The following is a 21,577-nucleotide window of genomic DNA, read 5'->3' on the forward strand; positions in this document are numbered from 1 at the left end:
GTATATAATTGAAAAAAATATAAGTTATCTAGCTTTAAAGACTTAAAAACACGCTTTTCAGACCCTGGACATGCTTTTTCGAATTTCTACCTACAAGAAAGAAGGCAGAGGTGCGAAATGTGTAGGTGAATCTAAATGAGTTTACGGTAAACATGGAGCCCCAAAACGTGGTACACGCTAGAAAAGGGGGAAATTCAACGATGTCCAAAAAAGCGCTATGGATTAAAAATGCTTCGCAAGTTGTAACGGCCAAAGAAAATAAAGGTCCTTTAGCTGGAAAAGAAATGAGAAACTTGACGGTGATTGAAAATGGCTCAGTCTGGATAGAAGGAGATCAAATTGTGACCGTAGGTACAACAAAAGAGCTAGAACAAAAATATGAAAAGGAAAGAAATGATGCAACGATTATTGATGCTTCTCACAAAATTGTAACTCCGGGTCTGATTGATCCTCATACACACGCTGTGTACGCTGGCTCTCGTGAAGAAGAATTTTATAGGCGGTTTGAAAGACCAACTTCTTACTTGGATTTATTAGAAGAAGGTGGAGGTATTCACTCCACTGTCGTTCAAACACAGGAAGAGTATGCGTATCGAATTTATCAGCAGAGCTATGAGCGTCTTACGTCTTTTCTAGCTCACGGAGTCACGACTGTAGAAGTCAAAAGCGGGTACGGCTTAGAACTAGAAACAGAACTAAAGCAGCTGCAAATCGCTAAAATGCTGAATGATACACACGCAGTTGATGTCATAAGCACCTTCTTAGGAGCACACGTCGTACCTTTAGCATATAAAAGAGATACGCAGAAATACGTCAATTTACTTATTCACGAAATGATTCCTCAAATTTCTTCTTATAAGCTCGCAGCATTTAATGATGCTGTATGTCTTCCAAATGCTTTTTCATTCCAACAATGTCAAGAAATACTCGAAGCCGGGAAAAGCCATGGCATGCTTCCTAAAATACATGCCGACCCCTTTGAATACTGCAGAGGAGCAGAGCTCGCAGCAGAGGTAGGAGCGATATCAGCAGATTATCTTTTGTATGCTTCTGATGAAGGGTTAAAGAAACTGGCTGAAAAACGGATCGTAGCCACACTTTTACCGGGGAATTCCTTATTTGTTGGAATGAAATGGCCAGATGCTAGAAAAATGATCGATTTAGGCGTTCCGGTTACTCTTTCTACAGACTGCAATCCAGGTTCATCTCCAACGACTTCACAGCAATTTGTGATGAATCTGGCATGTATGAATATGAACATGAGTCCTGAAGAAGTGCTTGTAGCCACAACTATTAACGCAGCTCATGCTATTAATCAAGGAGATAAGATTGGGAGTATTGAAGCCGGAAAACAAGCTGACTTAGCGATTTTTAATGTCTCTAGTTATCGAACCCTTCAATATCAGTATGGCTTGAATCATATTGATAGCGTAGTGAAAAAAGGAGAAGTAGTTGTAGAAAACGGTAAAGTTTTGTAAAACAAGTTTATAGAAAAAGAGAAAAGGGTAAAGAATAGAGAATTTGTCACACATGCAAAGGCAGGGAATTTAGATATGATTACAAAACAAAATGTTATTCCATTACTAAAAGAAGCTTGCCCATCTTTTGAGCCAAGCGAAGAAATCAACTTCAACGATAAAGAAGAGCTGCAGCATGAATTAAGCCGAGTAGCGGGTCATTTGATCTCTCTTGAATATAACGGCCAGCTCGAACGTGAACCGGATGTGTTTGAAGCGATTGAACAGCTGTATATAGAAGGTGAATCTGATGTGAAAGAAGCTGTTACAACGGGACTCTTTCAAGCAATGCATGAAATGATTATAGATCAGCAAATTAGTCCAGAAGAAATTGGAATGCTATTAAAACCTCACTCACTGAAGTGGTGGAAAACGATTGACCACTTTAGCGAAAATAGTGCGGAACAGTAAGGAAAAAGAACGTCATGGAAACATGATGTCCGTGACGTTCTTTTCTTTTACTGTTCTTTTTTCAGCTGGCGCTCTAAAATAAAAGGACCAAACGGAATAACCGACATAAGAAATGCAAATAAAGAGCGGCCGATTGACCATTTATGCGCGAATTTTACATGAACGACTGCAAGAGCATACAGCACAAAAAGTGCACCGTGTGCTGCGCCTACAACTGATACAGCTTCGGGTATGCCTGCTGCATATTTTAGCGGCATAGCAATGCCCAGCAGCAGTAAAAATGAAATTCCTTCTAAAATTCCTACTAAGCGCAGGCGACCGATTGGTGATGTAAGAACCATGTTTTCTCCTCCCGTAACGACGGAATAAATTTCTGTATCGATGACAAAAATGTACCATAGCAAGCTCTTCATATACAAGCATCATTTGTATCTGTCACAAAAAAGTCGAAAACGCTTTAATTTGTGCTATAGAAGTATTTTGTTTGAAAAACTGACATACTCTTGTGATGCAATGTATAAAAGAGCACACTACGTGTTGACAAGTTATTTTAATTATTTTATATGTATAGTATCGAAAACGTATGAGAGGATTTTTATCATGACAAACCGAAAACAGCAGCGGGAGAAAATTTTAGATGCTGCTTTTGAAGTGTTCGGATCCAAAGGTTACTATGAAGCAAAAATGATTGATATTGCTAAACTAGCGGGTGTATCTAAAGGAACGCTTTACTTGTACTTTTCGTCTAAAGAGTCGCTTTATATCGCTGTTAATAATCGTTCGTTTGATGAGTTTTTGTATCATGCAAAGCGAAGAACAGATAAATGCCAAACGTTTCACGAAAAGCTCTATTCAGTTGCGAAACATCACCTGCTCTTTTTTTACGAAACTAAAAAATATCCGGACTCTTTTTGGCAAGCCCCTCACCAAATGCCAGAAATGATGGGTCGTCTTCATCAATTTTTTGAGGATTATCACGGGCTTGTTGCTAAATTGATTGAAGAGCAAAAAATAAAAAACGCTTTTTTACACTCAAAAGCGTTTTGCAGCATGTTAAATGGGTATAGGATGGATATCGTTTCCGATGATGATATAACAGAAGAAGATATCATGAACTATGCGGAGTTCATTGTGAACTTATACATTGAAGGCTGCTATTTTGAGACCCAAAAATGACTCGTCGGTACTGGTTGATAATGGAGGGATATGATGAGTAACAGCAGCACAGTAATTAATTTTTCATATTTTCAAGAACAAACCGTTACCAAGGTAAACACAGACAACACCCTGCCGTTTTCTCTTGGATTTAGTAAAGGCGGACTTGTGGCAGAATGTCCATGGAGACTAAAAAACAAACGCAGCATCTTGCTTGGTCAAGCAGACTGGAAATCGCTACATTCCGCCGAGCAGCGTCAGCAAGTCGAAGCGCTGCTGCTTGGCCAGCGCATTCTCTCTATACAGTGGTATGAAGATATCGGTATACTTCGAATTGCGTTTTCTAATGGGTATGCGCTAGATATGTTTCATGACAGCTCGTTTTTTGAAGGCTGGGATTTATATGGTCAAGACGGCTTTTCCTTTATCTCGCTTCCAGGGGGAGCGTGCGACCATCAAATTTCAGTTTGTATAGACAGTTCATCAGCACATGAAAGGAGGTGAGTTTTTTTACGAAAAACTGACCCATGGGTACTCTAAAATTGTTTAAAAAAATAAAACGGGTCTGCAGCTATTAAAGGATGAAGGCTTCTCAAATAACTTAGTTACGTAACGGAGGAAAAAGATGAATTTTTTGACGAGATTTAGTTTAAAAAATGCGGTAGCTGTGTTTATCGTTTCATTTTTACTTATTTTAGCGGGGCTATATTCATTTTCAAAACTAAAAATTGATTTACTGCCGAATATCGAATTTCCGCAGCTGTCCATTGAAGCAACGTATCCTGGGGCTTCTCCTGATGACGTAAATGAAAGTGTCACGTCGAAAATCGAAGACCAAGTAAAAGGAATTGAAGGCGTTAAAAGCGTACAAAGCGTATCATATGAAAACGTCGGTATTATTAATTTAGAATTCCCGTTTAATACGGATTTAGATAAAGTTGAACAGCAAATTAACTCGTCGATAAAAGAATTAGATTTGCCAGAGTCATCAAATGTAGACGTAAACCGTTTTTCATTTGGTTCCTTCCCGATTTTCAACATTTCACTGTTTGCAAAAGATGATGCAAATCTTGAAAAAGTATTAAACGATGAAGTGATTCCTGAATTGAATAAAATTCAAGGTATTAACTCCGTCTCAGTTGGCGGTGTAAAAGAGGACCTTTTACAAATTACGGTCGATAAAGAAAAAGCAGCTCAAGCTGGTTTAACGCTTGATGGGATGAAAGAACAAATTAATCAAAAAGCCGTTTCCTTCCCAGCAGGAACATTAAACGGAAAAGAGCTCCAAATTCCAGTGCGAGTAGAAGAAAAAGTTGCCACGATCGATGCATTAAAGAAAATCCAGCTGAAATCCACGATGAACCCTGAAGCACAGCCTGTGAAACTTGGCGATATTGCCAAAGTCGAAGCCGTAACAGAACAAGGCGAATATACACGCTATGACGGCAAAGATGCGCTGTCGATGGCCATCACAAAAAAGCAAGACGCTAATACGGTTGAAGTGGCCAACGAAACGATGAAGATTTTGAAAAAATATGACGATCAGTTAGACTACGCAATTGGCTTTGACTCAGCTGACGGCATTGAAAAGTCTGTTGAAACATTAGTACGCGAAGGATTGCTCGGGGCATTATTTGCGTCACTCGCCGTGCTGATTTTCTTGCGTAACTTCCGTGCGACAATCATTGCGATTATATCGATTCCATTATCGCTGTTAGTATCAGCTATTTTCTTAAACCAGCTTGATATTTCGCTTAATATTATGACACTAGGTGGAATGGCTGTAGCCGTTGGGCGCGTAGTGGATGACAGTATTGTTGTGATTGAGAACATTTTCAGACGCGTTCGCCGTTCAGAAGAAGGCATGAGCAATGAGCTTGTCGAGTCGTCAACAAAAGAGATTTTAAAAGCAATTACCTCGTCTACGATTACAACGGTTGTCGTATTCTTGCCAATCGGCTTTGTAGGAGGAATTACAGGAGAGTTCTTCTTGCCGTTTGCTTTGACAGTTGTTTTTTCACTGTTAGCATCTCTTCTTGTAGCGATTACAATCGTGCCGATTCTCGCAAAGTTTGCATTTAAAAAAGTACCGCCTGAAGAAAAAGAAGGAAAGCTGCAGCGCGGGTATGCAAAAGCGATTGCATGGTCGCTTAATCATAAAATCAAAATTTTGATTTTATCCTTTATTTTACTGTTTGGATCATTTGCGCTTGTTCCTTCACTTGGCTTTACGTTTATTCCAAATGAAGAACAAAAAATGCTTCAAGCCAACGTTCAATTACCGGCATCTACGTCCCTTGAAAAAACAAACGATGTATCCTTAAAAATTGAAAAGATGTTTGCGGACCAAAACGAAATTTCAGACGTGACAACGGAAGTTGGATCACGCGACTTTTCAACAGGTGTAAAACGTCCGAACCAAGTTGGCTATTTCTTGAATGTAAAAGAAGGCGTGAATGTCGATACGTTTATTGATAAAGTTCAAAAGAAAATGGAAAGCATCACGAAAGAAGAATCACCGAAAGCAACAGTTAATGTGCAAGAAGCATCAACAGGAGGGCCGCCTACAAATAATAACGTGACGGTTGATTTATATTCTTCTAATTTAGATGACTTGCAAAAGGCAGCTAAGCAAGTGGAAAACCACTTAAACAAAGACAAACGTCTTAAATATGTAACAAATAACTTCTCAGATAAGCAAAAGCAGCTTGTAGTAGAAGTAGATCCTGATAAAGCCGCAGAGTATGGAGTATCTGGATTTCAGCTGCTTGGTACAATCTCTGATCAAACCAAACCGGTATCGGTTGGAGACTTAAAATTGGATAATACAAAACGAGCGGTTCAGCTTTCGTACGATAAAGACCTTGCCTCAGTAAAAGAAATTAAAGACCTGCAAGTGTTTACAGAGAGAGGGCCTGTGTTAGTAAAAGATATCGCTGACGTTCGTACAATTGATACGTTCACTTCTATTCAAAAGCTCGACGGTAAAGTATTTGCGCGAGTAGAAGCAGACATCAAAGGCGATGATGTTCAAGCTGTGACCAAAGATGTTGTAGATGGAGTGAAAAAGCTAGACTTGCCGAAAGATGTGAGCTTGGACGGAGGAGGCGGAAGCGACGAGACAGTAGAAGTCTTCCAATCTCTAGGTCTAGCCATTTTAACAGCAATCGGCCTTGTGTATTTAACAATGCTCGTTACGTTTGGAAAAGCGCGTATTCCATTTATCATTTTATCGTCACTCATTTTTGTGCCAATCGGTTCGTTAGTTGGTCTTGTCATTGCAAAAGAACCGCTGTCTGTCAGTGTCATGATTGGATTCTTAATGCTGATTGGAATCGTTACAACAAACGCGATTGTGCTTGTAGATCGAATTACCCAAAATCGCGAACAAAAAGGCATGACGATCCGTGAAGCCCTTATTGAAGCTGGGAAAACGCGCTTGCGTCCAATTTTAATGACGGCGTTTGCTACCATTGCTGCTTTAATCCCGCTGGCGCTTACTACGTCAAGCGGAACGCTGATTTCAAAAGGCTTAGCCATCACGGTAATTGGAGGACTTACGTCATCTACTCTTCTTACTTTAATTATTATTCCAGTTGTATACGAACTCTTCTTCGCAAGACAAGTAAAAAGAGAAAAACAGCTGGAAAAAGAAACGACATAAGAACTATTTTCTAATAGAGGAAAATATGACCATAGACTATATGTTATAATAAAAGTACGTTTTAACCCCTTATATTATAGAAAAAGAAGCGGCGCTTTCGAGCGCCGCTTCTTTTTTATGTAAAATCATTATTTACAAAAAATGATTAAATGTCTTGTATGGAGGGAAAGAGTGTTAACAGGAAGCTTTACTATATCATCGTAGAGTTATCTAAAAACCATACAAAGTACAGGAGTGTCGTTTTCGTGAGTTCAACAAAGAAAGCTGTATTTATCAGTTCCATTATTTTAAATGTCCTTTTCATAGGTGTTTTTGCTTTTTATGCAACAAGCAGCAGCGCGATGAAAAATCCGCTGTCATCTAAGGGTTCGTCTAAGCAAAGCTATAGAGACAATCCTTATTACATTGAACGGACTACTTTGTTCAAGCAATTAAGTATTCCTAAAGAGTCCATCGTATTTCTCGGTGATAGCATTACCCAGCGCTCTGAGTGGAGCGAACTTTTTCATAATAAGCAGATTGTCAATCGAGGCGTAGCCGATGATACAACTGAAGGGGTATTGCATCGTTTAAAAAGCATTACAGATGCTAAACCAAAAAAGATTTTCTTAATGATTGGCATTAACGATTTAAATGAGCAAAAATCTGTAAAAAAAACCAAAGCCAATTACGCTGAAATTCTTGAACGTATTCATAAAGAATCACCGAATACAAAAGTCTATATTCAAAGTGTACTGCCCGTGAACAATAAAAAATGCGGCGACGCAGTGGACAATAAAGATGTTATCGCATTAAACAACTATGTAGAGCGTCTAGCTAAGAAACATAGTGATTCTTATATTGACCTGTATTCGAAAGTATCTACACATAATCAGTTAAAAAGTAGTTTCACGGTGGATGGTCTTCATTTAAAAGGCCAAGGCTATGCTGTTTGGAAGCAAGAAGTTCAGTCATACGTAAACCAATAAAAAAAGCGCTCCGGAAGGAGCGCTTTTTTTAGATAAGCTCTGGTAAATGTTTTTTAGCATCGTATTCGACAAGAGCATCATCGTTTTTAATGCGGTGTAAATAATCAGGATTTGAAATTAGCGGGCGGCCAATAGCAGCTACGTCGATCCAGCCGGCTTGAAGCGCTTTTTCAGCTGATTCAGGCGTTAAATCACCCACGCCGATAATCGGTCCATCCCAGTACTTACGCGTGATTTCATAAAGGTTTTGGCCGTTTTGGACATCTTCGTAAAAATCAAGCATAGACGGGTGAATAATCTCAATGCCTGTTTCTTTAAAAGCTTCTGTATACGTTTGAATGGCTTTTTCGGTATCATCCCAGCGATAGTCTGGTTTATCAAGCTTATGAGGAGAGAAGCGAATCACAACTCGTTCTTTTCCGATAGCGTCAATAACAGCAGAAATCACTTCTTTCATAAACGTTAATCGCTGTGCAAGGTCGCCTCCGTATTCATCCGTGCGTTTGTTAGACCAGTCTGAATTAAATTGATCAATTAAATAGCCGTGAGCACCGTGAATTTCAACGCCGTCAAAGCCTGCTTCAATGGCATTTTTAGCTGCTTGAGCGTACTGTCCTACAACTTCTTTAATATCTTCTTTTGACATTTCTTCAGGCTCTTCGTACGGCTTGCGGAAACGAGGCACTTGACCTTGTGCTGCAATAGCAGAAGGGGCCTGAGGTTTATGCCCATTGATTAACCCGGAATGACTCAAGCGGCCAACGTGCCAAATTTGAGCGATAATCGTGCCGCCTTCTTCATGAACAGCTTCTGTTACAGGCTTCCATGAATCAATTTGTTCTTGTGTATAGATACCGGGAACGCCAGGATTTCCTTTTGCGCGTTCGCTGATAACAATTCCTTCACTAATAATTAAGCCAATACCATCCTTTGCGCGGCGGCGGTAGTAGTCTACAACGTCTTGACCGACTATGCCTGTCTCTGGATCAGCAAAGCATCGTGTCATCGGTGCCATTGCTGTACGAGTGTGTAAATCAAATGCTTCAATGTTTGTTGGTTGGAATAATTTTTCAAATTTACTCATTTTATATTCAGCTCCTTAAGAGGAAAGTATAGCTGCGAACGTTTTTGCAGCGGGTTCAGTTTATTGTAACAGGGGATTTGTTTTATCTTCAAACATTTCGACTTCCGAAAAATGATTACAAAAAAAGCCGGCTGTTTTGACAGCCAGCTTTTACAATATTAATGCTGTTTGTTAGGAAGTTTTTTCTCCGGGTGGCCAGTAGCTTGACCCTGCTTATTTTTACGCTGCTTTTCTTGATTGTCGTTCAGCTTTTGAACAAATTGATTTGTGTTTTCCATTATCCATACCTCCTTTATGAGCTTTCCCTGTTACTATAACCCATTGCATTCAAAAACATGACGCCAATCCGCTAAAAGCAGCTCCATATATACACCGGTATATAGAAATTAACAGGAAAATCGTGTATACTGTTGTAAAAATAACGTTAATGTTTCGTGAGTTTATAATTTCTTATTCATTCATGAACAAGAAAAGGTGTTACGCAATGAGTGATTTTTTTAGCGGGAAAGAAATGTCGTTTATTTTAATTTTGACATTCAGCGTGTACATATTTGTCTGGAATGTGCCCCTTCAGGCGACCAATGCCATGATGATTTACTTTATCCTGCTGTTTTTGTATACAGTCAGTAAGCTGCTTTTTTCTCCTCAGTTCCGACAATTTCCGCTTGTTAAGGTGCTATTGGCCATTTTATTTGTTCTTATGCTGGCTGAAATAATCGTTGCTTACAGCACTCATAGCATAAAGATTACAGATTTACATCATATTTTCGATTATTTCAGTCATATGGATTTGTATTCATAGTATGTACAGCAAAAAAATGATTTACGACGAAATCTTCTCTGAGTTCTGGCTGTGCTTTTTTATATTTTTTACACACTGCTTGCACAAGGAAAGAGAAAGAGTACGTTCTTTGACCAAAAGATCAGGGGAATGCCAAATTTCTTTGAATAGCTCTGTTAAGATGCTTTCGCAAGCATGTGGATCTTTTACTGCTGAATAGACAAGACGATACAAAAGCGTTTCATATCGATTGTAAAGCTGATGAAGTGCTTCTTTCTTTCGGTTTTTTATCTCTTGAATGAGTAAAAGATCATTGTTCATAAACGAGCCCCTTCGAAAATCAATTATAGTTCATTGTACCCTTGTTAAGATGAGCATAAACACCTAAAAAGGAGAGGCTTATGAGCTATGTAGTATCAAAAAAACAAGCCAAAATACTCAACGAGATATCAAAGAAGAGAACTTGGGGAAGTGAGAGACAACCTGCACGCTTTGCTCGTTACGTATCCAAATGAGCTGATAAACTTATTGTAGCTGGATGTGCAATGATTTTCCTTACAGTCGTCAGTTTACTAATCATCGGCATATATACAGTTTGTACATGGCTGTTTTTATAAAGAAAAGGTGCACATCAGTGCACCTTTTCTTTATGAATGTTGCTTCACTACGTGATTGATAATTTGCTCGGCTGCTGCAGCCGGTCCAGATGCCTGCTGGAAACTTACGTTGATTTCTTTAATTCCTTTTTTATAGGAATCGTCGCGGACAACTTCGTCAACGGCACTTCTTAAAAGAGAGGCATTTAACGTTTCTTTTGCTAAGCGATAACCAGCGTTTAGTTCCACGAGCCTTTGAGCAACGATCGGCTGATCTTTGCCATGAGGTAAAACGACTAACGGTACGTTAAAATGAATAGCTTCGTTTACGCTGTTCATGCCTCCGTGCGTGATAAAAACGTCCGCTTCTTTTAACACGTCAAGCTGAGGAACATAGGGCAAAATAATAAAATGCTCTGGCGCTTTTTTAATTCTTTTAAAATCGGCCCGGTCTCCTGCTGCAATCACAACTTTTCCATCAAAATCGCTAAATGCGTCGATGCAAAGGTTGAAAAAGCCTTCTACGTCATGAAGTACCGTTCCCATTGAAATATAAAGAACTTTTTCGTCTTTCAGCTTTTCTAATGGAAAATCATGAGAGCGGTGACGCTTTGGAAAGCTTGGCCCAATAAATAAACACGAGTCATCAAAATGTTCATGAAGCGGCTGGAAAAAGCGGCTTGTGTACACGACCGTTAATTCGCCTTCATTGTTCATAAATTGAAGCAGATTTTTAGGCTCTATGCCAAACTGATTTTTAAGCAGGCTGAGCCCGTACTGAGCTTGTTCATCCGGCTGAAATGGAACGTCTGAATCAGGATGAAGAGGCATCATTGCTAAGCGGTCTTTCGGCATTAAAAAAGAAGCAGATGATACAATGCCAGGGATCCGCAAATAATCACGCACTAATTCGCCTGCTCCAAACTTGTCGTAAAACACAAAATCAAATTCAATTTTTTTTGATAATATATGAACAAGCTTCAGCGTATCTAAAGACGTTTGGATGTGGATGTTTAAAAAAGCGTTGATTCCTTGAGGAGTTTCAGGCTTGATGGATACACCGCTTAATAAGTCTGGGTGAATGTGTACGATAGCCCCGGCGTTTTCAAGGCGCTCTTTAAAACGCTCGGCCGTAATGTAATGAACTGTATCACCTCGGTCTGAAAAAGCTTTTACCATTCCAAGCGTTGGGTTTACGTGACCTTCAGCGGGAAAGTTGATCATTAAAATGTTTGCCATTTTTTCACTTCACTTTCGGTAAGATTTCTTCAAGCGTAATCAAATATAAGGAAGTTGACAACTAATTTGGTTAGCGCATTTATTTTTTGAAGCCCTGCCTTTGTGTATAAAACGTGAAAAAATATAACTTTTTTCCTAAAAAATAACATAATTAAACTGAGTTTATGATAGAATTTTGAGAGCACTAGAGAGAAAGAATCATTTTTGGAGGTTGCTATTTTGAGTACGTTATCAACAAATTCAGAACCGGTTTTAAAGCCTAAAAAGAAAAAAGAGTTTACTTACTTCACATTGCTTCTATTTATCGTGTTGGGCTTTGGACTGCAAATCATAGCCGGAATTGGAGTAGCTATTTACGATGAAGTTATGGGTTCAAATATGACAGGAATTTTATTAGAAGGCCCATATGCTCTGCTTGTAGACGCGGCATTTTTTCTAGGGGTTGCGGTGCTTTATAGACCTGTGCGCAGATTTTTAAAACCTATGTGGAACGTCTCGGTATTAAAAGAAGGGAAAACGTATGTATATATTGTGGTAGGCTTTTTAATTGTAGCCGCGGTGCAGTACGTGATGCTTTCATTTTTAAACGTAGAAAGCGCAGATCAGCAGCAAAAAGATTTAAATCAAGGCAGTTTTAATCAAACGCAGCTTTCAAGCTGGATATTTTTTATAAGTGTAGCAGTTATCACGCCTATTAAAGAAGAGCTGCTTTATAGAGGTGTTTTATGTGGTTTCTTAACCAAACGCCATCACGTGCTTGTGGGCATTTTCGTTTCCGCTCTTGTATTCGGTCTTTTACATATTGGCTTTCCGATTACAGCTACCGTCATGGGACTTGTTTTCGCCATTATTTATTATCGAACAAAATCTATTTTCCCATCTATGATTTTACATATGCTGTGGAATGGATTAGTGAGTATAACCGTGTTCTTTTAAAAGAGGGTAAAACAAAGTAGTTTCGTTGAGGGAAAATCCGAACAATTCATCGTTCGGATTTTTTTATTGGTAGGATGAATCTAAGTTTCATGCATGTAGCTTCCTTCTAGCTGTTGATTGGATGGATTTCGTTATGTCTCAATTTCTTTTTATTTCGATAAAGACGCCGAATGCTTTACGCGAATTTTCCCAACTATTAATAACCCAAGAGGGTAAAATAGTCCAAATAACAGACTGTACGGAATCCACGTATCTCTGTCCCACGTTTGTTCATAGGGAATGCTTGGATACACGATAAGTGAAAATGTAACGGCAATAATGCCTAGCGGAAGAGTTAAAATTCGGTAGTTTTTTAATTCAAGAATTTGAGCGAGTCCGGAAACGGTCGCATAATAGTAGAGAGACGTTTTGAAATAAAGAGATAAAAACCACATAATGGCCATGATTACTTCAATATTTTTCAGAAAATCGGCAACTTCGATACGCCTTGCAAGCTCATAGCTTGGATATAAAGCGATACGTGTATACGTATTTCCAAGTACAAGAATGCCAAGTAATAAAATAATAATCATAATGCCTCCGCCGATTAAGCTTCCTGTAAAAAAAGCGCGGTTCCGCTGATCAGGTTCCCCTACGTGAGCAGGGAAAACGGTCAGCAATACAATGAAAGTGAGAGACGTAATACTTGTAAAGACCAGAATAGATCTAATAATAGGCTTAACGCCTACCTCTAACAAAGGCTGCAAATTCTCATAATGAATTTGAGGGAAGATCGAAAAAACTAAGATTAAAAACGGAATAACAAACCAAGGAAAGAGAATTTCAGCACAGCGGGCAATCGTTTCAATGCCAAGACGAACGCCGACAATCACAATTCCCATAAACAAAATATGAACAGCAAGCATAGGCGTTTGAATAATAATGCGAGTTGTTAGAAATGAGCCCACGTAAAACAAAACTTGACTGCAAAAAAGAAGAGTAGAAGCGACAAATAAAAGAGAGACAAACTTTCCTAGCCACTTGCCTAAAATGGCTTCGTTTAGTTCTACAAGGGTTTTATTCGGATAAAGGCTAGAAAGTTTGATATACATCCATACAAGAAAAACGCCTACACCTACGCCTAAAATGGCTGGAATCCATGCCTCTTGTTTAGAATCAGCCGTTAAGCTTCCAGGTACGACTAAAATAGTGTCGCCTAAACTATAAAAAATCACGAGTATTCGAAACTGTGCTGCGGATAATTTTATCTGACTATGCACGTTGTTCACTTCCTTTTACTTCAACAGACTGAACAAAAAATCACTAAAAGGTTTTAATAAAAAAGCAATGCCGTCTCCAGGGTTAGGGATTTCCACACCGCCATATTTTAAACTAACAATTAAAATACTTACTGTGAACAAACTCCAAAAAATTCGCTTTTCTCTTTGACTGTTCACTTTTTTTAAATAAGGTATTTCTACTAAACAAACAGCTGCACAAAGTAAAAAAATCCCTAAAAATATAAGCATGTATCAACCTCAATTAGTAACCCTTCAAAAATAATGAAGGGATGTTAAAGACGCCTGTGTTTCAAAAATAGTATCACCCAAAATGGCTTCATTTATGAAAAGTAAGACTAAAGGCAGTGCAAAACCGTGTTATAATGACCAAGTTGAGCGTTATAATAGAGAAAAAACAGCATGATTACAAACAAGTAGATACATAACAAGGTAAGGATGGGAGAGAGATAGATGGCAGACGAATTCAAAAAAATACTAGATGACAAAGAAAAGGTACAGCTTATGATCGCCGCCGTTGTCATGGTCGGAGGCCTGGTCGTTTTGTTAAAAAGCGTTGCAACGGGTCAGGCAATGGGCCAAAAATGGCTAGAAAGTAAAGGGAATGTAGACACAGATCTGTATGTTGAAACGGTAAAAAGCTACATACACCTGTATCAAATTGTGGGTGGCGTGATGTTTGGAGGAGGCCTTCTCACGTTACTTCGTGCTAAGCTAAAGAAATAAAGCGGCAGCAAAATAAAAGATCATAGTCCAAAAGAAGTGTCATATCTTTTTAATAACTTAAAAAATAGTGAAAAGGAGTTATGTATGAATAATGAAGAAAATACACCGGCTTATCATCTGTTTATGATGATAGGAGCGCTTGCTATGCTGATTTTTGGTGTTGTCGGTTTCTTTATTCAGTATCCTGCTACGTTAAGTTTTGTGATGTGCATTGGCGGAAGCATCATATTTTTGCTGCATTTATTTGAATATATGAAACCTAAAAATGAACTATAGCATCTTCAAACGAGGAAATCTAGAAGCAAAGGAAGATGAGAAATGCAGAAACATCGTACGTACGAAACGCTAGTTGATCTTTATCAAAAAAGCGCAAAAATTCATTATGAAATCGATTATCGAGATAAAAAATCTGTAAAAAAAGGAAACCGAGCTGCAGAAGATATGAAAAAAATTGCGCAGCTCATTCATTTATACTATCCAGGCATGCTCTTTGAATTTTCAACACTGCTGACGAATCCTACTTATCGAATTGACCTATGGGCTGCACATCATATTTTAGAAATTATGAGCTATTCACCAATGCTTGAGGACAACGCGCTTTCCGTCATTGAACGCTACGCCGACGAAAATGATTTTACGGCTTTAGGGAATCGCATGTGGTTAGGTCAGTGGAGAGAAAAACAGCGCTAAAACCCATATAGGCAAACAAGAATAACTAAAAGGAAGATAGATATATGAGTTTACGTACATTAAAGAATGGTATAGGCGTCACCATTCGAGAAGCAGAATCAAAAGACGCAGAGAAAATGATTGCTTTTTACAATCGAGTGGGAGGAGAAAGTGATTTTCTTTCATTTGGAGAAGGGGAGTTTCTTAGACCAGTTTCAGAGTATGAAGTGTTTTTAGCTTCTGTAAAACAAGAGCAAAACTCTCTTATAGTCGTGACTGAAAAAGAAGAAGAAATCATTAGTATTGCATCCATCACCTCGTCTCAAAACCCGCGTAATAAGCATATGGGTACCCTTGGTATCGTGGTAGAGAATGCTTATAGCGGGCTAGGGCTAGGAAGACAGCTAATGATTGAGCTGATTGAATGGGCACGTATGAATAAACAAACAAAAAAAATCGAACTTGTGACGCGAGAAGATAATCAAAGAGCTATTTCTTTATACAAACAGCTAGGGTTTCAAACAGAAGGATTAAAAGAAAAAGACACCTATATAAATGGCGTCTACTATAATACAATGCTTATGGGTCTTCACTTATAAAAAGAGGCTGAGACAAAAGTATGTTAAGTGAATGAAAATCCGAACGATGAATCGTTCGGATTTTTTCATTGTGGTGATGAACGTAGGCTTCATATAATTGATGTAGTTATATCTCAATCTCTTTTGATTTATTGTTTTTTAGCATCAGCAAATGTACTCATCGCCTCGTTCATGAATTTCGCTAATCCTTTTCCGTAGCGATCGATGTTGGCTGTAAACCGCTCATCTTGTACATACATCTCTCCAAGACCTTTAAAGGCTTCTAACGAATACGTTCCAAAGTTCTCATTTAAAAATTGATACCATTGCTCAATGGCTTTTTGAGCTTCTGTAGAGGATGGTGACAGATCACGCAGAGAAGCTAAGTGAGTGTAGATACTTTCCCATTCGTTTGACATGCGCTGCTGTTCTTCATGTGAAAAGCTTTGTACTTTTTCATTCGCTTCATCTACTCGCTGATTTCCCCAGCGCTTCCGGGCTTCTTCTTCGTATGGGTTATGCGAAAAATCCAGCCCTTTAAACCGCTCTTTTTCGTTCATTTTAATCGCTCCTTTTTCATATTGAATCGTTTTATTAATGGTTGCAATCATTTGATCGAGCCGACTGCGTTTTTCAATCAGCATGTTTTTTTGCAGTATTAACGCTTCTGTGCGATTAAATGTTGGGTCTGTTATAATCTCGTGAATTTGTTTTAAAGGGAAGCCAAGTTCTTTAAAAAATAATATTTGCTGAAGCATATCAAGATTGGCTGGTGAATAAAGCCGGTAGCCGGATTCACTGACAGCATCAGGTTTTAATAGCCCGATTTCATCATAGTGATGCAGCGTGCGGACGCTGATTCCTACTAAGTCAGCCACTTCTTTTACTTTTCTGTTCATTCTTTCATCTCCCTTCTGAAATCTACTATAAAATATAACGCAGCGTAAGGGTCAATACTAAAAAAGAAATAATTGACTTTTAGTTTATATGCATTTATATTTAATTAGCATTAACTATTTATAACATGAAATAAATAAGCAAGCCTGGAGGAATAGATGTGACAAAAAGCAATCAGTATCTTGGGGAGATTCGTTCATCGCTTCAAGTGCTATTTGAAAAAATGCAGCCCGAAATGATGGAGAGCCTTAATGAGCATGAGATGACTCCTACGCAATTATTTGTTCTTTCTTATTTAAAGAAAGTAGGGAGCAGTAAGGTTTCTCAAATTGCAGAGCTAATGGATGTAAAACCGAGCGCCGTGACTCTTTTAGTGGATCGTCTTGAACAGCACAATTTTGTTGTAAGAGAACACAATAAAGAAGACAGAAGAGTTGTTGACATTACCTTAACGGAGTTTGGGCATCGCAAACTTGAAGACGTGCTAAATGGTCGAAAAGCCATTATGGACCGCTACCTTTTGCATCTAACAGAAGAAGAGCTTTCCATGATGGCTTCTATTACGAAAAAGCTTGCAACATCAGCTGCTTCTTATAAAGATAAGCAGCAGTAACAAAAAAGAGGAGAGACACACGATGGAAAATCAAAAAAATTCAAAGCGCACGCTTTTATTAATTGGGTTAATTATTGCGATGTTCTTTTCTGCACTTGATGGAACCATTGTCGGAACAGCTATGCCAAGAATCGTAGGAGATCTTGGTGGTTTAAGCATGATGACATGGCTGACAACAGCCTATTTATTAACGTCAACAACGGTTGTTCCGATTGCAGGAAAGCTCGCTGATTTAGTAGGACGCAGAGTAATTTATGTTACAGGACTTATTATTTTTATGGTGGCTTCTGCTTTATGCGGGATGGCAAATAATATGACAGAGCTTATTTTATTCCGTGCATTACAAGGAATTGGCGGCGGCGTTATGATGCCGATGGCAATGATTGTAATCGGTGATTTATTTACAGGAAAAGCACGAGCAAAGTTTCAAGGAGTATTCGGAGGAATTTATGGTCTTGCTTCTGTCATCGGTCCGCAAATTGGCGGATGGATTGTTGATTCATTGAACTGGAAATGGGTGTTTTACATTAACTTGCCGGTAGGGATACTCGCTACCGTTTTTATTGCGCTCGGACTTCAAGGAAAAAAACATACAGGACCTGTTAAATTCGATGTAGCTGGTATGTTCACAATGGTTATCGGAGTAGTAAGCTTGCTTCTGGCCCTGAGCTTTGGAGGAAAAGACTACGACTGGAACTCTTGGCAGATTATTAGTTTGTTTGCACTTGCTGTTGCTGGGATCATAAGCTTTATTATTGTGGAAACGAAAGCTAAAGAACCGATTCTTCCGATGTATTTATTTAAAAACCGAACGTTTACGCTTTTAAATATCATTGGCTTTTTTATGAGCATTGGTATGTTCGGAGCTATTACATTTGTTCCGTTCTTTATGCAAGGAATCGTTGGAGTCAGCGCCTCAGAATCAGGTACCATTATGACACCAATGATGATTTCAATGATTGTAACGAGTATTATTGGAGGTCAGCTTGTTTATAAAGTTGGAATCAAGCCTCAAATCGTTACGGGTATGCTCATTATGGCAGGAGGGTTCTTCTTGTTAACAACATTAGACCTTCATACTAGCAAGCTTGTTGCTACTTCTTATATGGCCGTAATCGGTTTAGGAATGGGTCTTGTAATGCCAATTTTAACGCTTGCTCTTCAAGAAAGCTTTTCAAAAGAAGAGCTCGGTGTTGTTACATCATCAAGTCAATTTTTCCGTTCAATTGGAGGAACGTTCGGTATTACCATTTTAGGAGCGATAATGAACGCCAAATCAGGTACGCTTCTTACTGACAAACTCGTTCCATATTTAAACTCATTGCCTGCTCAAGCAAGCGCTTTTGCCGACGGGTTCAAAAAAGCGATTGATACGAATCCTGAAAGTGTGCTGCAGATGCTGTTTAGTCCTGAGGCGCTAAAGAGTATTCCAGCTGCGCTTTCAGACAGCATTGTGCCTATTTTGAAGACCTCGCTAATGAGCGCATTGCACAGCGTCTTTTTCATGGGCTTAGCTTTTATTATTTTAGGAGCGGTATGCACATTGTTCTTAAGACAGATCAAGCTTTCAAATAAAAAAGCCGAAGAAAAACCAGAAGAAGGCATTGCTGAAGTAGAGCCATCACATTAAAAAAAGCGCACAAATTTGTGCGCTTTTTTTCTATATTAACTAGTTGTTTCATTAGGCTTGCGAAGAAAAGGGGATTGTTTAGACGTGTCATACGAAATTTGATCAAGCAAATACGATAAATATAAGTTCAGTTCAAACCGATCTTCCGACACAAAATCTGTAAGCGCTTGCTTATTATCTTTCCACATAGTAATTCCTCCTTAATTTTACATACTAATGAATGGATTTAATATCAGAAAGCAAAAGGGAAACAACGGCTTCATTTTCGTCTTTTACGGATAGAATTTGCTGATGGAGATTTAAGTTGTGCACGCGGCCTTTGCACGTTTGCAACGTTCCATCTTTATAGTAAGAAACAGTTATCGTCCCACTTTTCGTTAATTCTCGTAAAAACATTCAAGAAGCCTCCTTAAAAAAGATTACCTGATTTAAAAGCCAGTCCTTTCATTTGAGATGAGCAAAAGGGAATGGTATGTACTGCAAGCTTCCCTTTATATTCTTCACCGTGTATGAATAGATAAAAGGTTGCTAGCTCACCTATAAACTGTCCTAAATTTCAGAATATACTGTCTTTTGTGTATAGTGTTTTTTAAAAGGATTAATGTTACATTTATTATGTAACATTCTGATGAGAAAGAAAACCGTTTCTACAAAACTTCTCTAAAAATTACAAAATATTCATATTCGTGTGAAGGATGTAGAATGAGCAGATATGGAAGTAACTGCATTTATAAAAAACGTAACGACAGCTTCAATTATTAATGATCTTAATACTAGTTATCAATTATATGTATTTTACTAATTTATTCTTCTCCGATAAAATGCAGGTAGACGAATTTGATAAGAATTTTCTAATGATTTATATAATTAAATTTGATATAATCTATAGGAATAATAATGTATGAAGGGAAACATCATTGATTAATTAGACACAGGTATTACATGTTGTTGAAGATGATTCGTAAAAGCATACATATTTAAATTATATATTTTTGTGAGGTGGACAGTGTTGCAACTTAAGGTAGTAAACAGCCCTTTTAATCAAGAACAAGCAGATTTGCTTAATCGCCTTCTGCCGACATTAACAGAAGCACAAAAAATGTGGTTGAGTGGTTATTTAACAGCATCTCAATCTACGTCTGCCGAAGGAACGCCAGACGTTTCTTCAGCAGCGCCTGCTCAAGCGGAGCAGACGATTTCAAAAGACGTAACGATTCTTTACGGATCACAGACAGGAAATGCTCAAGGTCTTGCTGAAAATACAGGCAAAACGCTTGAAGCAAAAGGTTTTAATGTAACTGTATCTTCTATGAATGATTTCAAACCAAATAATTTAAAGAAACTTGAAAATTTATTAATTGTTGTAAGTACACATGGAGAAGGAGAGCCGCCTGATAACGCGCTATCTTTCCACGAATTTCTTCACGGCCGTCGAGCGCCAAAGCTTGAGAATTTCCGTTTTTCTGTCTTGTCGCTTGGAGACAGCTCATACGAATTTTTCTGTCAAACAGGGAAAGAATTTGATGTGCGCTTAGCAGAACTTGGCGGTGAAAGACTGTATCCGCGCGTTGACTGTGATTTAGATTTTGAAGAGCCCGCAAATAAATGGCTTAAAGGTGTTATTGACGGATTAAGCGAAGCGAAAGGACACAGCGCTTCGGCAGCTGTTCCGGCGGAAGCTCCTGCAGGAACTTCCCCGTACTCAAGAACAAATCCTTTTAAAGCAGAAGTGCTTGAGAACTTAAACTTGAACGGCCGCGGATCAAATAAAGAAACGCGACACTTAGAACTATCTCTAGAAGGTTCAGGTTTGACGTATGAACCAGGAGACAGTTTAGGTATTTATCCTGAAAATGATCCTGAGCTTGTTGATCTTCTTCTTAACGAATTCAAGTGGGATGCGAGTGAAAGTGTAACGGTTAATAAAGAAGGAGAAACGCGTCCTCTTAGAGAAGCGCTACTCTCTAATTTTGAAATTACCGTGTTAACAAAGCCGCTTTTAAAGCAAGCAGCTGAGCTTACTGGAAATGATAAATTAAAAGCGCTTGTAGAAAATCGCGAGGAATTAAAAGCATACACACAAGGCCGTGATGTAATTGACTTAGTTCGTGACTTCGGCCCATGGAACGTATCAGCACAAGAGTTTGTAGCTATTTTACGCAAAATGCCAGCGCGCCTTTATTCAATTGCAAGCAGCTTGTCAGCAAATCCTGACGAAGTTCATCTAACAATTGGAGCGGTACGTTACGAAGCGCATGGACGCGAGCGTAAAGGTGTTTGTTCAGTCCTATGTTCAGAACGTTTGCAGCCAGGTGATACGATTCCTGTATACCTTCAAAGCAATAAAAACTTTAAGCTTCCTCAAAACCAAGAAACGCCGATTATTATGGTGGGACCTGGTACAGGTGTGGCTCCGTTCCGCTCATTTATGCAAGAGCGTGAAGAAACAGGAGCAAAAGGTAAGTCATGGATGTTCTTTGGAGATCAGCACTTTGTAACAGACTTCCTTTACCAAACAGAGTGGCAAAAGTGGTTAAAAGACGGCGTGCTATCGAAAATGGACGTGGCGTTTTCACGCGATACTGAAGAAAAAGTATACGTACAAAACCGTATGCTTGAACATAGTAAAGAATTATTCCAGTGGTTAGAAGAAGGCGCATCTTTTTATGTGTGCGGAGATAAAACAAATATGGCACGCGACGTGCACAACACGCTAGTTGAAATTGTTGAAACAGAAGGCAAGATGAGCCGCGAAGAGGCGGAAGCTTACCTTGCTGAAATGAAGAAACAAAAACGTTATCAGCGTGATGTATACTGAGGATTGAAAGGAGATTTT

General features: G+C 38.7%; 24 protein-coding genes and 1 pseudogene. 15 read left to right on the forward strand and 10 right to left on the reverse strand.

Going from position 1 to position 21,577, the window contains the following annotated elements; translation table 11 throughout:
* Nucleotides 1-200 precede the first annotated feature (200 nt).
* Both hutI and ACWATA_RS08675 read left to right on the forward strand, forming a co-directional pair.
* Nucleotides 201-1,478 carry an imidazolonepropionase gene (hutI, locus tag ACWATA_RS08670; protein ID WP_176343805.1) on the forward strand — a complete coding sequence of 426 codons (1,278 nt, stop codon included), beginning with the start codon at nucleotides 201-203 and terminating at the stop codon, nucleotides 1,476-1,478.
* A gap of 75 nt (nucleotides 1,479-1,553) precedes the next feature.
* Nucleotides 1,554-1,928: a DUF7674 family protein gene (locus ACWATA_RS08675; RefSeq protein WP_028414419.1), complete on the forward strand. Its 375-nt coding sequence runs from the start codon at nucleotides 1,554-1,556 to the stop codon at nucleotides 1,926-1,928.
* A 47-nt stretch (nucleotides 1,929-1,975) separates the two neighbouring features.
* Here ACWATA_RS08675 and ACWATA_RS08680 read toward each other — a convergent pair whose 3' ends face one another.
* Nucleotides 1,976-2,269 (reverse strand): DUF3817 domain-containing protein, encoded by a 294-nt coding sequence (locus ACWATA_RS08680; protein WP_013083888.1) that lies wholly within the window; start codon nucleotides 2,267-2,269, stop codon nucleotides 1,976-1,978.
* 259 nt (nucleotides 2,270-2,528) lie between these two features.
* On the opposite strand from ACWATA_RS08680, the gene ACWATA_RS08685 reads away from it, so the two are divergent.
* The 4 genes from ACWATA_RS08685 (at nucleotide 2,529) to ACWATA_RS08700 (ending at nucleotide 7,715) form a co-directional block, all read left to right on the forward strand.
* Nucleotides 2,529-3,104 carry a TetR/AcrR family transcriptional regulator gene (locus ACWATA_RS08685; RefSeq protein WP_028414418.1) on the forward strand — a complete coding sequence of 192 codons (576 nt, stop codon included), beginning with the start codon at nucleotides 2,529-2,531 and terminating at the stop codon, nucleotides 3,102-3,104.
* Nucleotides 3,105-3,137: 33 nt separating this feature from the next.
* The gene (locus ACWATA_RS08690) at nucleotides 3,138-3,587 is read left to right on the forward strand and encodes a DUF6188 family protein (protein WP_034270292.1); all 450 of its coding nucleotides are present in this window, start codon (nucleotides 3,138-3,140) and stop codon (nucleotides 3,585-3,587) included.
* A 121-nt stretch (nucleotides 3,588-3,708) separates the two neighbouring features.
* A complete protein-coding gene (locus ACWATA_RS08695; RefSeq protein ID WP_028414416.1) occupies nucleotides 3,709-6,747 on the forward strand; it encodes an efflux RND transporter permease subunit in 3,039 nt (1,012 codons plus the stop codon).
* A 245-nt stretch (nucleotides 6,748-6,992) separates the two neighbouring features.
* On the forward strand, nucleotides 6,993-7,715 hold the full coding sequence (locus ACWATA_RS08700) for a GDSL-type esterase/lipase family protein (protein ID WP_176343807.1): 723 nt from the start codon (nucleotides 6,993-6,995) through the stop codon (nucleotides 7,713-7,715).
* A gap of 28 nt (nucleotides 7,716-7,743) precedes the next feature.
* Here the strand turns inward: ACWATA_RS08700 and ACWATA_RS08705 are convergent.
* Nucleotides 7,744-8,784: pseudogene (locus ACWATA_RS08705) on the reverse strand (alkene reductase); the annotation flags it as partial.
* Between the two features lie 173 nt (nucleotides 8,785-8,957).
* Complete coding sequence (locus tag ACWATA_RS08710; RefSeq protein ID WP_080754499.1) at nucleotides 8,958-9,077, reverse strand: DUF4023 domain-containing protein; 120 nt, start codon at nucleotides 9,075-9,077, stop codon at nucleotides 8,958-8,960.
* A 206-nt stretch (nucleotides 9,078-9,283) separates the two neighbouring features.
* Here ACWATA_RS08710 and ACWATA_RS08715 point away from each other — a divergent pair, with 206 nt between their 5' ends.
* Nucleotides 9,284-9,601, forward strand: coding sequence for a hypothetical protein (locus ACWATA_RS08715; protein ID WP_028414413.1), 318 nt, complete (start codon nucleotides 9,284-9,286; stop codon nucleotides 9,599-9,601).
* 21 nt (nucleotides 9,602-9,622) lie between these two features.
* On the opposite strand, the gene ACWATA_RS08720 is transcribed toward ACWATA_RS08715, so the two are convergent.
* Nucleotides 9,623-9,901 carry an RNA polymerase sigma factor gene (locus ACWATA_RS08720; protein ID WP_028414412.1) on the reverse strand — a complete coding sequence of 93 codons (279 nt, stop codon included), beginning with the start codon at nucleotides 9,899-9,901 and terminating at the stop codon, nucleotides 9,623-9,625.
* Between the two features lie 326 nt (nucleotides 9,902-10,227).
* A complete protein-coding gene (locus tag ACWATA_RS08725) occupies nucleotides 10,228-11,415 on the reverse strand; it encodes a macrolide family glycosyltransferase (RefSeq protein WP_473049766.1) in 1,188 nt (395 codons plus the stop codon).
* Between the two features lie 219 nt (nucleotides 11,416-11,634).
* Here ACWATA_RS08725 and ACWATA_RS08730 point away from each other — a divergent pair, with 219 nt between their 5' ends.
* Nucleotides 11,635-12,351: a CPBP family intramembrane glutamic endopeptidase gene (locus tag ACWATA_RS08730; RefSeq protein ID WP_033580570.1), complete on the forward strand. Its 717-nt coding sequence runs from the start codon at nucleotides 11,635-11,637 to the stop codon at nucleotides 12,349-12,351.
* A gap of 149 nt (nucleotides 12,352-12,500) precedes the next feature.
* Here ACWATA_RS08730 and ACWATA_RS08735 read toward each other — a convergent pair whose 3' ends face one another.
* Nucleotides 12,501-13,610, reverse strand: coding sequence for a GerAB/ArcD/ProY family transporter (locus tag ACWATA_RS08735; protein ID WP_028414409.1), 1,110 nt, complete (start codon nucleotides 13,608-13,610; stop codon nucleotides 12,501-12,503).
* A 15-nt stretch (nucleotides 13,611-13,625) separates the two neighbouring features.
* Nucleotides 13,626-13,859: a hypothetical protein gene (locus ACWATA_RS08740; RefSeq protein ID WP_028414408.1), complete on the reverse strand. Its 234-nt coding sequence runs from the start codon at nucleotides 13,857-13,859 to the stop codon at nucleotides 13,626-13,628.
* Nucleotides 13,860-14,081: 222 nt separating this feature from the next.
* Between ACWATA_RS08740 and ACWATA_RS08745 the strand changes: the two genes are divergently transcribed.
* The 4 genes from ACWATA_RS08745 (at nucleotide 14,082) to ACWATA_RS08760 (ending at nucleotide 15,622) form a co-directional block, all read left to right on the forward strand.
* Entirely contained in the window at nucleotides 14,082-14,354 is a 273-nt protein-coding gene (locus ACWATA_RS08745) for a hypothetical protein (RefSeq protein ID WP_473049767.1), read from the forward strand.
* A gap of 84 nt (nucleotides 14,355-14,438) precedes the next feature.
* Nucleotides 14,439-14,630 (forward strand): hypothetical protein, encoded by a 192-nt coding sequence (locus tag ACWATA_RS08750; protein ID WP_014459359.1) that lies wholly within the window; start codon nucleotides 14,439-14,441, stop codon nucleotides 14,628-14,630.
* A gap of 42 nt (nucleotides 14,631-14,672) precedes the next feature.
* Nucleotides 14,673-15,044 carry a hypothetical protein gene (locus tag ACWATA_RS08755; protein ID WP_013083874.1) on the forward strand — a complete coding sequence of 124 codons (372 nt, stop codon included), beginning with the start codon at nucleotides 14,673-14,675 and terminating at the stop codon, nucleotides 15,042-15,044.
* Nucleotides 15,045-15,088: 44 nt separating this feature from the next.
* On the forward strand, nucleotides 15,089-15,622 hold the full coding sequence (locus ACWATA_RS08760; RefSeq protein ID WP_047750518.1) for a GNAT family N-acetyltransferase: 534 nt from the start codon (nucleotides 15,089-15,091) through the stop codon (nucleotides 15,620-15,622).
* Between the two features lie 128 nt (nucleotides 15,623-15,750).
* Here ACWATA_RS08760 and ACWATA_RS08765 read toward each other — a convergent pair whose 3' ends face one another.
* On the reverse strand, nucleotides 15,751-16,500 hold the full coding sequence (locus tag ACWATA_RS08765) for a MerR family transcriptional regulator (RefSeq protein ID WP_473049768.1): 750 nt from the start codon (nucleotides 16,498-16,500) through the stop codon (nucleotides 15,751-15,753).
* Between the two features lie 158 nt (nucleotides 16,501-16,658).
* On the opposite strand from ACWATA_RS08765, the gene ACWATA_RS08770 reads away from it, so the two are divergent.
* Nucleotides 16,659-17,111: a MarR family winged helix-turn-helix transcriptional regulator gene (locus ACWATA_RS08770; RefSeq protein ID WP_013057798.1), complete on the forward strand. Its 453-nt coding sequence runs from the start codon at nucleotides 16,659-16,661 to the stop codon at nucleotides 17,109-17,111.
* Between the two features lie 22 nt (nucleotides 17,112-17,133).
* A complete protein-coding gene (locus tag ACWATA_RS08775; RefSeq protein WP_047750520.1) occupies nucleotides 17,134-18,741 on the forward strand; it encodes an MDR family MFS transporter in 1,608 nt (535 codons plus the stop codon).
* A 35-nt stretch (nucleotides 18,742-18,776) separates the two neighbouring features.
* Here the strand turns inward: ACWATA_RS08775 and ACWATA_RS08780 are convergent, their stop codons facing one another.
* The gene (locus tag ACWATA_RS08780) at nucleotides 18,777-18,929 is read right to left on the reverse strand and encodes a hypothetical protein (RefSeq protein ID WP_168760996.1); all 153 of its coding nucleotides are present in this window, start codon (nucleotides 18,927-18,929) and stop codon (nucleotides 18,777-18,779) included.
* A 25-nt stretch (nucleotides 18,930-18,954) separates the two neighbouring features.
* Nucleotides 18,955-19,137, reverse strand: a complete 183-nt coding sequence (locus ACWATA_RS08785) for a YolD-like family protein (protein ID WP_013083869.1) — start codon at nucleotides 19,135-19,137, stop codon at nucleotides 18,955-18,957.
* A gap of 613 nt (nucleotides 19,138-19,750) precedes the next feature.
* Here ACWATA_RS08785 and ACWATA_RS08790 point away from each other — a divergent pair.
* Entirely contained in the window at nucleotides 19,751-21,559 is a 1,809-nt protein-coding gene (locus ACWATA_RS08790) for an assimilatory sulfite reductase (NADPH) flavoprotein subunit (RefSeq protein WP_473049769.1), read from the forward strand.
* Nucleotides 21,560-21,577: the final 18 nt, after the last annotated feature.

Source organism: Priestia sp. USM5 (genome assembly GCF_058323215.1).

What these genes read in the sequence shown, in the direction of transcription:
- ACWATA_RS08755 (WP_013083874.1), top strand. Translation starts at nt 14,673, where the DNA reads ATGCAGAAACATCGTACGTACGAAACGCTAGTTGATCTTTATCAAAAA.
- ACWATA_RS08720 (WP_028414412.1), bottom strand. Translation starts at nt 9,901, where the DNA reads ATGAACAATGATCTTTTACTCATTCAAGAGATAAAAAACCGAAAGAAA.
- ACWATA_RS08765 (WP_473049768.1), bottom strand. Translation starts at nt 16,500, where the DNA reads ATGAACAGAAAAGTAAAAGAAGTGGCTGACTTAGTAGGAATCAGCGTC.
- ACWATA_RS08785 (WP_013083869.1), bottom strand. Translation starts at nt 19,137, where the DNA reads ATGTTTTTACGAGAATTAACGAAAAGTGGGACGATAACTGTTTCTTAC.
- ACWATA_RS08740 (WP_028414408.1), bottom strand. Translation starts at nt 13,859, where the DNA reads ATGCTTATATTTTTAGGGATTTTTTTACTTTGTGCAGCTGTTTGTTTA.
- ACWATA_RS08715 (WP_028414413.1), top strand. Translation starts at nt 9,284, where the DNA reads ATGAGTGATTTTTTTAGCGGGAAAGAAATGTCGTTTATTTTAATTTTG.
- ACWATA_RS08690 (WP_034270292.1), top strand. Translation starts at nt 3,138, where the DNA reads ATGAGTAACAGCAGCACAGTAATTAATTTTTCATATTTTCAAGAACAA.
- ACWATA_RS08745 (WP_473049767.1), top strand. Translation starts at nt 14,082, where the DNA reads ATGGCAGACGAATTCAAAAAAATACTAGATGACAAAGAAAAGGTACAG.
- ACWATA_RS08695 (WP_028414416.1), top strand. Translation starts at nt 3,709, where the DNA reads ATGAATTTTTTGACGAGATTTAGTTTAAAAAATGCGGTAGCTGTGTTT.
- hutI (WP_176343805.1), top strand. Translation starts at nt 201, where the DNA reads ATGTCCAAAAAAGCGCTATGGATTAAAAATGCTTCGCAAGTTGTAACG.
- ACWATA_RS08760 (WP_047750518.1), top strand. Translation starts at nt 15,089, where the DNA reads ATGAGTTTACGTACATTAAAGAATGGTATAGGCGTCACCATTCGAGAA.
- ACWATA_RS08775 (WP_047750520.1), top strand. Translation starts at nt 17,134, where the DNA reads ATGGAAAATCAAAAAAATTCAAAGCGCACGCTTTTATTAATTGGGTTA.
- ACWATA_RS08750 (WP_014459359.1), top strand. Translation starts at nt 14,439, where the DNA reads ATGAATAATGAAGAAAATACACCGGCTTATCATCTGTTTATGATGATA.
- ACWATA_RS08725 (WP_473049766.1), bottom strand. Translation starts at nt 11,415, where the DNA reads ATGGCAAACATTTTAATGATCAACTTTCCCGCTGAAGGTCACGTAAAC.
- ACWATA_RS08680 (WP_013083888.1), bottom strand. Translation starts at nt 2,269, where the DNA reads ATGGTTCTTACATCACCAATCGGTCGCCTGCGCTTAGTAGGAATTTTA.
- ACWATA_RS08685 (WP_028414418.1), top strand. Translation starts at nt 2,529, where the DNA reads ATGACAAACCGAAAACAGCAGCGGGAGAAAATTTTAGATGCTGCTTTT.
- ACWATA_RS08710 (WP_080754499.1), bottom strand. Translation starts at nt 9,077, where the DNA reads ATGGAAAACACAAATCAATTTGTTCAAAAGCTGAACGACAATCAAGAA.
- ACWATA_RS08780 (WP_168760996.1), bottom strand. Translation starts at nt 18,929, where the DNA reads ATGTGGAAAGATAATAAGCAAGCGCTTACAGATTTTGTGTCGGAAGAT.
- ACWATA_RS08675 (WP_028414419.1), top strand. Translation starts at nt 1,554, where the DNA reads ATGATTACAAAACAAAATGTTATTCCATTACTAAAAGAAGCTTGCCCA.